This is a genomic window from Saliphagus infecundisoli (assembly GCF_020177375.1).
Classification (GTDB): domain Archaea; phylum Halobacteriota; class Halobacteria; order Halobacteriales; family Natrialbaceae; genus Saliphagus; species Saliphagus infecundisoli.
In genome coordinates this window covers 1-8,693 of the sequence record NZ_JAIWHV010000055.1, presented here as the reverse complement: position 1 = coordinate 8,693, position 8,693 = coordinate 1, and the positions used below count along the sequence as shown (strand labels likewise).

The 8,693-nt window shown below is 57.5% G+C and carries 12 protein-coding genes; 10 read left to right on the top strand and 2 right to left on the bottom strand.

Translation table 11 applies throughout. The features are described 5' to 3' along the window. On the top strand, positions 1–277 hold a 277-nt coding region (locus LCF40_RS22495), incomplete at its 5' end, for a hypothetical protein (RefSeq protein WP_224830367.1). Here LCF40_RS22495 and tnpC read toward each other — a convergent pair. Next, positions 274–1,746, bottom strand: a complete 1,473-nt coding sequence (gene tnpC / locus LCF40_RS22490; protein WP_224830366.1) for an IS66 family transposase — start codon at positions 1,744–1,746, stop codon at positions 274–276. The genes LCF40_RS22495 and tnpC overlap by 4 nt on opposite strands. A gap of 150 nt (positions 1,747–1,896) precedes the next feature. Further along, entirely contained in the window at positions 1,897–2,991 is a 1,095-nt protein-coding gene (locus LCF40_RS22485) for an IS630 family transposase (protein ID WP_224830365.1), read from the bottom strand. Between the two features lie 68 nt (positions 2,992–3,059). Between LCF40_RS22485 and LCF40_RS22480 the strand changes: the two genes are divergently transcribed. The 9 genes from LCF40_RS22480 to LCF40_RS22440 all read left to right on the top strand — a co-directional run bounded on the left by LCF40_RS22480 (position 3,060) and on the right by LCF40_RS22440 (position 8,530). Next, complete coding sequence (locus tag LCF40_RS22480) at positions 3,060–3,269, top strand: hypothetical protein (protein ID WP_224830364.1); 210 nt, start codon at positions 3,060–3,062, stop codon at positions 3,267–3,269. A gap of 236 nt (positions 3,270–3,505) precedes the next feature. Then, complete coding sequence (locus LCF40_RS22475; protein WP_224830363.1) at positions 3,506–4,234, top strand: hypothetical protein; 729 nt, start codon at positions 3,506–3,508, stop codon at positions 4,232–4,234. Continuing rightward, the gene (locus LCF40_RS22470; RefSeq protein ID WP_224830362.1) at positions 4,231–4,404 is read left to right on the top strand and encodes a hypothetical protein; all 174 of its coding nucleotides are present in this window, start codon (positions 4,231–4,233) and stop codon (positions 4,402–4,404) included. Before LCF40_RS22475 ends, LCF40_RS22470 begins: the two co-directional genes overlap by 4 nt. 151 nt (positions 4,405–4,555) lie before the next feature. Further along, complete coding sequence (locus LCF40_RS22465; protein ID WP_224830361.1) at positions 4,556–4,969, top strand: helix-turn-helix domain-containing protein; 414 nt, start codon at positions 4,556–4,558, stop codon at positions 4,967–4,969. Between the two features lie 44 nt (positions 4,970–5,013). Then, complete coding sequence (locus LCF40_RS22460) at positions 5,014–5,601, top strand: DUF8170 family protein (RefSeq protein WP_224830360.1); 588 nt, start codon at positions 5,014–5,016, stop codon at positions 5,599–5,601. Between the two features lie 153 nt (positions 5,602–5,754). Continuing rightward, entirely contained in the window at positions 5,755–6,213 is a 459-nt protein-coding gene (locus LCF40_RS22455; protein ID WP_224830359.1) for a zinc finger domain-containing protein, read from the top strand. Positions 6,214–6,338: 125 nt separating this feature from the next. Further along, entirely contained in the window at positions 6,339–6,818 is a 480-nt protein-coding gene (locus LCF40_RS22450) for an IS630 family transposase (protein ID WP_224830358.1), read from the top strand. Beyond that, positions 6,815–7,390 (top strand): transposase, encoded by a 576-nt coding sequence (locus tag LCF40_RS22445; RefSeq protein WP_224830368.1) that lies wholly within the window; start codon positions 6,815–6,817, stop codon positions 7,388–7,390. The genes LCF40_RS22450 and LCF40_RS22445 overlap by 4 nt, the downstream gene beginning before the upstream one ends. A gap of 135 nt (positions 7,391–7,525) precedes the next feature. Then, complete coding sequence (locus tag LCF40_RS22440) at positions 7,526–8,530, top strand: DUF7995 family protein (protein ID WP_224830357.1); 1,005 nt, start codon at positions 7,526–7,528, stop codon at positions 8,528–8,530. Positions 8,531–8,693 lie beyond the last annotated feature (163 nt).

Genomic DNA, 8,693 nt, shown 5'->3' with positions numbered 1-8,693 from the left:
CCTCGTTTTCGTCGACGAGAGTTCGTTTGGAATGCAATCAACAGTTGTACGAACCTGGGGACCACGTGGACAGACACCGGTCCACGTTGGCTCAGGAAAGTGGGAGCGCTGGAAGGTTCTCGGAGTGCTGGCAGTCGCGCCTGCAAGCGGCGCGACTGCCTTCAGCCACTGGATGTCGCCAGAAGGACTCCCTGGACGGATAATTGCCGTGTTTCTGCGGGATTTTCTGGAGCATCACAACAAACCCGCGGTTGTCTGTTGGGATGAACTTGTTTAGCGAAGTTCCGTCGAAGATACCTCTCCCAGTGAATCTGGTCGCGTTCCTCCCAGCACTGATTTTAGCTGATTCGGTGGGTCGAGTCCTCGGTGTTCCCACGTTGCGACCATCGTTGAGAGTGTCTCGTGAATGCGGACTCCGGTTTCCGACCGGAGTCCGCCGAAGACTTTCCGCATCACTACCTGCTCGCGCAGAGCCCGCTCTGCGCGATTATTCGTCGAATCGACGTCTGGTTCGGTTACAAACGTCAGCCAACACCCCAGCCCGTTCCTGATCTTCTCGGCTAACTGTGTGACTTTCTTGGACTCGTAGTCCGCTCTCACCAACTCCTCGAGACAGAGTGATGCCTGCGCCCGCCTCCGCTCACGAGCGGAGGCAGGCGGGTCCTTCTCGTCGAACTCCGTCAAATCCTCGTGGAGATCGTACAGAATCTCCGAGATCACTTCAGCTTCTTCGTGGCGTTCAGCTACGTACTTCGCTTCTCGGAGCAGATGCGCCCAACACCGCTGAAGCTTCCTGTGATAGCTCGGATATGCCGACCATCCGTCACAACTCAAGGTGGCGTCCTCGGCGAGTTCGTCGCCGAGGACGTCCTCCAGCACCTGACTCCCGCGGCTCTCGTCGATTGTGTAGAAGACGTCCTCGTCGGTCACGAACGTCCAGACCCACTGCTGGTCACCGTCAACTGGAAAGCCTGTCTCGTCGCAGTAGATCACGTCGCTTTCCCGAACGCTGGCTCGAATCTCTTCATACGCGGGTCGCAGCCGGTCTGCGACCCGCTCGGTCATGTTGTAGATAGTTCCCGGTGAGACCGCGTGATCAAGCTGCCAGTCGAACAATTCGGCTTGTTTCCGATGAGGAAGTCGCCCGTGATAGCGGAGGAGGGCGGTTTGGGCCAGCAGGTGTGGCCCAAACCGCCCGGTCTCCGGGCAGTCAGGATGCTCGGCGAGGACCTCGTTACCGCAGGAACATTCCTGCTTTCCAAGTTCGTATTTCGTGACCTCAATCGGAATAGGAAGCGGAATATCGACGATGATGCGGGAGACGTACTCGTCGGGATCGGTGAGAACACGGTCGCAATCATGGCAGTACGCTTCCCCGACCCGGACGACTCTGTCTGGGTCGGGTGGAGGTTGGGTTGTTCCGTCGTGACCAGTGTTGCGTCCAGGTGAGGAGTCGCTGGCGGCGTCGGAGTCGCCGCCAGCATCGTCGTTTTCGTTGTTTTGCTCTGAATCGGAGTTCTGTTGGTTTCCAGCACCACCTTGTTTGCTGGACGGTGTGTGCGGGTTTTCGTACTGCTTGAGCCGGTTTTCGAGTTCCGTGATTCGATCGTTCTGATCGGCGAGTTGTTGATGAAGAAACGCGTTCTCAGCTCGCAGGGCGAGATTCTGCTGACGGAGGATTGTTCGATCCTCTGAACGGATCGCCAGGTCGTTCGACCTCGGCGATCCGTTAAGCCCTGAAAGCACGATGAGCGGCCGTTCGTCCTGCTCTTCCCTGATAGCTACGATTTCGTCTTGGTCGTTCCGCTAAACAGATACGTTGGGATAATGATTCATCGCACAAGTACGCGCAACGACTCTTAACGACACCAGAGTTTGACACAGCGACGCTAATGATCAAGGAAACTTTTGAAAATCAAGGAACTTCTGGCACCAGTCTCTTGCAAAACTGATTCGTTGTGTCACTTGAGTAAATACGTCCTTGACGAGTTCGTGGAACTCGTCTTCGTCCTCAACGATAATCGGTGCCATCGTCCACTTGAGGTATTTCCAGACCTGCTCGATCGGATTGAGATGAGGTGATCCTGAGGGAAGGAACACGAGATCGATGCCAAGCTGATGTGCGCGCTTGCGCGTGTATTCACAGATGTGTGATCCGTGCTTATCCAAGACGAGCAGAATCCGCTTGCCGGGATTCTGCTCGCGCACTGCTTCTAACACCTCGCAAATCCGCTCTTTCTCCTCGGTTTCTTTCCAGCGAACCGTACTCTCTCCGTTCAATGCGTAGAATCCAACCGCCGAGTCTTCTGTCTTGACTAACGGCCGTTCCACGTGTGGGTCGTCTACGTACCAGACACGATGTGAATTATCGTACGGCTGCGGTTGGGAAGCATCGAAAAACCCGAGGACAGTTCCACCATCTGTACAAATATCGCCGTCAACAATCCATCCTTCTTCGTCGTCTCCTTCGCGTTTGTTGTGGGGACTGTCATCCTCGTCGAGCGCGTCGGCGACGCGCTCGTCGAGAATCTCTTCAGGATTCTCCGGGCGATGTGGACGCTTCGGACGGGGTTTTGCATAGGACAAGCCTAGCTCACGGAGGAATTTCCCAAGATAATCCGGATGAAATTCAACGTCGAATTCCTCCTTGAGAAGATGCTGAATCTCCTGTGACTTCCACGGTTGGCCTTCTCGAAGCATCTCGACCAACTGTTCTTGTTCGTCTTCGTCGAGTTTCGGGGGCCGACCGCCCCCGAAACTCGGCATCAATGCTTCGAGTCCACCTTCGTTCCAGGCATCAGCCCAGCGCCCGCCGGTCGCTGCCGACCGTCCCTCGCGGTCGGCAGCTTCCGCGACCGAATCGCCGCAATAGAGGTTCTTCAGAAAGCCCAACCGCTCTTGTCGACGATCGTCTTTGGCTTCACGAAGTAGTTCGTCGATCTTCTCCTCTGGAAGATGATACGTGATCTCCTTTCGACGACCTTCGCTCATTACGTTCTGATCCAACGCGACCAACAAAGGTTTTCGCGCTCATTAGCGTCGCTGTGTCTTTCCCCAAGATGCCAGCCTACGCACCAGAACTCATGCCAGTCGAACAAGTCTGGAAGTCTGGGAAAATCGACTTGCTCGGGAACTTCGTTCCGTTCGATTTCACTGATCTTGAGTGGGAAGTTGATAGGGCGATCGCCTCGGTCGGCGATCGCCCAGAGTTACTTCGAGCGTTCGTCAGATGGGCGGGCTTCGAATTGGACGAGTCTCTTTGGCAGTGAAAAGACCGATAGCGTGGGGTAACTCCGTAGACAGCCGCCAGCGAGTCCGCACCGCGCGGTGGCGTTGGTTGGCCCCCAGAGAGGGGTCGGGAGGCGAGGTGAAGACAGTCACTCGTCCCCAGGAAGTGACTTAGAATGCCACTCAGAGAAGTGTACGAACGCACGTTCGACGAAGACGTACCGCTCTCGGAAGGGGACACCACTCTTTCCAGTGAAATCGCGGAGGAAGAGCGCTAATGGACCGCAAACTCCGCGATCTCCATCGAAATGCTCGCGACGAACGCAGGCGAATGCTCTCGGATCTGGACCCGGATCCTCACGACGTTCCTGGATACGGTCGTCCTGGTGGGATCGACGATCCAGTGCCCGACGCCGAGTACGGTGACGATCATCCGGAACCGACCGAGGGCTACCCCGAAGAGACCGGCGAAGAGCGCGTTACGTTGCCGATCCCGGACGGTGTTGAGTACGACGTCGACGACCTCGAGGGCGGGACGATCGTCGTTCAGTGGTGGTGCTTCAGTGGTGGTGCCCGGCCGACGAGAGTCCTGACAATCCCGAGGTCGATCGAGATGACTGACGAGGAAACCGACATATGCGTTTCGGCGTCGATTATCTGCGATCACGCTGAGCAGCTCCACGACGAGGTTCACGAGTCGGACCGGTTCGACGACACAAAGTTCGATTGCTGGGGTGCGCGGGCGCTCCTGCGCTTGGCCGAACTCGAAGCCGACCGTCCTCCCGAGGACGCCCCCGATCACGAACACGAGGCCTACGCTCACGAGCGGGCAGCGACGATGGCTTCAGTCGCGAGCGATTTGCTCTCGGCAGTCGCTCGCTCCGACGTGGTGACCGATGTGGAGACGGGCCGGCTCCTCGCCGGGACGTCTACAACGCACGAACTGGTTTCTGACCACCAGCAGGCGGCCCATTGGGTTCGCGAGGAAGCACATCGAGACCAATGAGTCGCTCTCACTGTGCGGAGTGTGGCTACGAGGGGCCGATAGAGGGGCCGCTGCCCCAGCGGGGATCGGATGTGATTCCGATCTACGAGTGTCCTGAGTGTGGCGACGTCGCCGCGATCGGTTGTTCGTGTGACGATCCAGACAGCCACGAGCCGTCGAGTTCGGCGTGACCACACGTAGGTGGTGCTGTTTCCTCCCTTGAGAGCGCCGGAGGCAAACAGACATGAGCGAGCGATCATCGCATCAATCGTTCTCCAAGAAGAACGATGTTGCTCTCCACCCACATTGTTATAGGGCTGGAGACCCGAGATCCAACCGAAAATGTCCCACACACCACCGGCGGCTGAAGGGCAGGACGCCCAACAGTTCTTCGCCGTCGCGGAGACCCTGGCAGAAGAATCACGACGGGACATCGTGGCAGATATCGTCGCCCATCCGGAGGGCCTCCCATCGATGAAGGAGTTAGAATTCACAACGGGGCTGCACCGGACGACGATTCACCAGCACCTTGAGGCACTAATCGACGGAGGAATCGTTGAACCAGTCGAAATCCCTCCCGGTCAGCAGATAAAAGGTCAACCGAGCAAATTCTACGCAATCACCGATACGGCTCGACAGATATTTGATCAGAATAACGTCTTTATCGAGGACCACTGGAAGGAGATCTACGATCGTGTCGGCAAGCCCGAGGAGATTCAAGAGGCAGAAGCAGCCCCACGTCCAGATCAGGACTGAAAGCCAGACCTGGTAGACTGATACTCTTTCACACTCCCCTCATCATGTCGGATACTCACCTTCACGACCTTATCGAGGATACACTCACGTACTCGGAGAAAGACGAAGACGAACTCAGTATCGAGGAGTACCGCTCCCTCCGTCGGGCTCTCCACACGGACGTACTCGACGTCATCGCCGCTGAACGGTCCTTTTTCGTCCTTGGAAGCTACAACCCCGAAGAACGCTCTCGACTCGGCAAAACAGTCGAGTTCCTCTATAATGATGGGCATGCCTTCCTCCTTGACGACACGCTTGAGGCATGGGAGAACTGGACTACGCACTTCAAGATCTATGCTGATCGGGCGACGCACATTGTCGGTGTTTTCGAGCACGCCGATGGCGGACACGAGTGGGAAGCAGGATACCTTGATCACCGCGAATACCGCGAGAAAACGTACATCTTGAAACGGAGGTATCCGCAGCTCGATCCAAAAGACGAACCGTTCGATGGAATGATGGCCCACTATATGCTCCTCGTCGACCGCCGAAACCAGTTGTTCGAATGGGACGGTGACGAAGACGCTAGCCAAGACGAACTAGAGCAAAGCCTGTTGAGAACACTCAGTGAGTTTCTTGACTCACTTCCGTAGCCGCAGGCATACCAGCTGTAGTGACTCCTGGCTTATGGAGTGGTTCTCTCCCGTAAGGGGGAAGGACGCTCCGATAGACTGTTAACAGACCACGTACCCAGCAAAACCATTCGGCTGCGGTGTGTTGTTTGATGGTCCCGAGGGTCGAGACTGATGGCATCAGACATCGACCCTGTGAAAGCCGCTGTCACGTGCGAAGAATGCGGAATCGCACAGCCGTATCATCCAGTCCTCGCCGTCGAGTGTCCCGACTGTGGTGCCGCACCCGGTCGGAAATGCCAACGACCGAGCGGCTACCGGGTCCGCAATCCACACGCGGACCGGGTCAACGCTGCCTACGACGCGGGTTACACGAAATGCCCGTGCAAAACCGACAACGCCGTTATCTGTGCCGGCTCGACCGTCGCCGAGGACGTCCCCTTCGATACCGACGCGGTCACGATCGAAGCCACGCCCGACGAGAAGGAGCAGCTTGATCCCGACGCTCTCCCCGAACTACCCTGCTCGCTGGGCGACGACGGGCTCCCTCCAGCCGGATCCCAACGTGCCCGACAGTCGAACGCGACCAAGAATCCCAACAGCCAGCAAATGCTCACCTCCTTCGATAACTGAACCACCGCCTCGCTCGACAGCACGCCGCTTTTCGAGGACTATCGTCGGGTTATGCCGTTACCCCACAGGGTTGAGCTTTTCATCGAGCAAAGAGCTATCTTCACTCGACGCCTAGTTTGAACATTGTGACACGTCCAGTCGGAACGAAAGAAGAATTGGAAGCACGGCGACGGCGTGCCGTCGCCATGCTGGAGCTTGGCCACAGTCCGTATGAGATCGCTGAAGTTGAGGGAGTTACACCGTGGTCAGTGTACCGGTGGAAAAAGATGTATGAGGATGAGGGAAAGGACGGTCTCAGTTCGAAACCGCATCCTGGACCCACGACAATCCTTCCGAAAGAACGCTTTCCGGCGCTTGCGGACCTGCTCCAGCAGGGTCCGCAAGCTCACGGCTTCAAGACTGATCGATGGACGTTAGATCGAATTCGTGTTGTGATTGACCAGGAATTTGGCGTGTCTGTGAGTACAGCGACCGTCTGGCGCTATATGAAGCGTCTCAACTGGAGTTGCCAGAAGCCGCAACGTCGCGCTCGTGAGCGCGACGAAGCGGCTGTTGAGGAGTGGCTGAACGAAACGGTCCCAGAAATTGAAAAAAAGCACGGCTGAACGACGAACTCCTCGTTTTCGTCGACGAGAGTTCGTTTGGAATGCAATCAACAGTTGTACGAACCTGGGGACCACGCGGACAGACACCGGTCCACGTTGGCTCAGGAAAGTGGGAGCGCTGGAAGGTTCTCGGAGTGCTGGCAGTCGCGCCTGCAAGCGGCGCGACTGCCTTCAGCCACTGGATGTCGCCAGAAGGACTCCCTGGACGGATAATTGCCGTGTTTCTGCGGGATTTTCTGGAGCATTACAACAAACCCGCGGTTGTCTGTTGGGATAATGATTCATCGCACAAGTACGCGCAACGACTCTTAACGACACCAGAGTTTGACACAGCGACGCGCGTCGCTGTGTCGTTCCCCAAGATGCCAGCCTACGCACCAGAACTCATGCCAGTCGAACAAGTCTGGAAGGCTGGTAAAATCGACTTGCTCGGGAACTTCGTTCCGCTCGATTTCACTGATCTTGAGTGGGAAGTTGATAGGGCGATCGCCTCGATCGGCGATCGCCCAGAGTTACTTCGAGCGTTCGTCAGATGGGCGGGCTTCGAATTGGACGAGTCTCTTTGGCAGTGAAAAGACCGAGGAAGACAATCCGCGCCGCGTGGGGTAACTGACTTCAGACCCTCCAAGCACCGATCGGCGTGCGTTCAGTTTCACTTTCACCGCGGTTCACGGAGATTAACGAGACTCCACCACGAACCATATCACATGAGCTACTACGATGACGACCGCTGGGAGTTCAATCCCGAAGGCGAAGGCCGAATCGAGCCCGATCCGACCAACTCGACCGCTGTTGATGATGGCCGCTACGAGCGCGCTGAGGACTCGCTCGAAGACGACCAACTGAGCTATCCGGATACGCCCGGCCCCGAATCCAACGGTGACGAACCGAGCGAACACCGCTGTGCGTGTGGTGTCCCGCTCGATCCCGGCAGAACGAAATGTGACTTCTGCCTCACCAGGGAAGTCGAGTACGAGAACCGCGAGGATTCCGACACCACCCGTGAAGTCAGAGGCGTGATTCACGTCCTCGTCGACGCGAGCAGTGAAGCCAACGCCGTCTGCATCGCCCAAACCGTGTTCGAGGACATCGCCGACTACTCGTCTGCTCCGTCGATCGACAGCATCGACGAGTGCGAACTCGTCGCCGAACTCGACGGCGACCTCGTCGATCGGTTCGCTCAGGAATGGGGCCAACTGCCCGCTGCTGCCCCAGTCGACTCGAGCGCCGGCCAGCGCCAACTCGATACGATCCGACAGAACGCCGGCCACGACTACCTCCGGGCGAGAGATGGCGACACCGAGGACAACCGCCCGACGCTCGATCCCGTCCTGTTCGACGCCGACGGCGACCCTATCACCGATATCGAAGACGTCGGTCAGCTGATTGCCGGAGGCACGCTCGAACGTACAAGCCTCGAGTGGGGGACGGTCAACGCCAGCGACGAGGCCGGCCAAACCTGGATCGTCCCCGCAATCGCTCTCGAACACGCGTCCGTGTCCGACGCGACTCGCGATCAGTCTCGTGACAGCCCGACGCGCTGTGTCCTTGAGTGTCGCGAGTGTACCGAAGAGACCCGCCATCGCTTCGACGGCTTCAACGCGGTTCCGAATCCGGCGTGGGAGGACGATCCCGTCTGGAAGTGCACTCGATGCGGGATGGCTCGACATGGTCCCGTTCCGAGTGCTTCGACAACAGAGCCTCACAGCTAATACTGCGACCACTCTCGTACGTCAGCCGCTTCCCGCTAGTGCCGCTTCAGCCTTGAACTACTAGATTTATTTCCTCAGAGCGCCTCTTAGTAGTATTCAGACGTGCTCTGAACCCACTCATGCCACGAACCCAGCAGTATGTTGTCGATCTGTCTGCCGACGA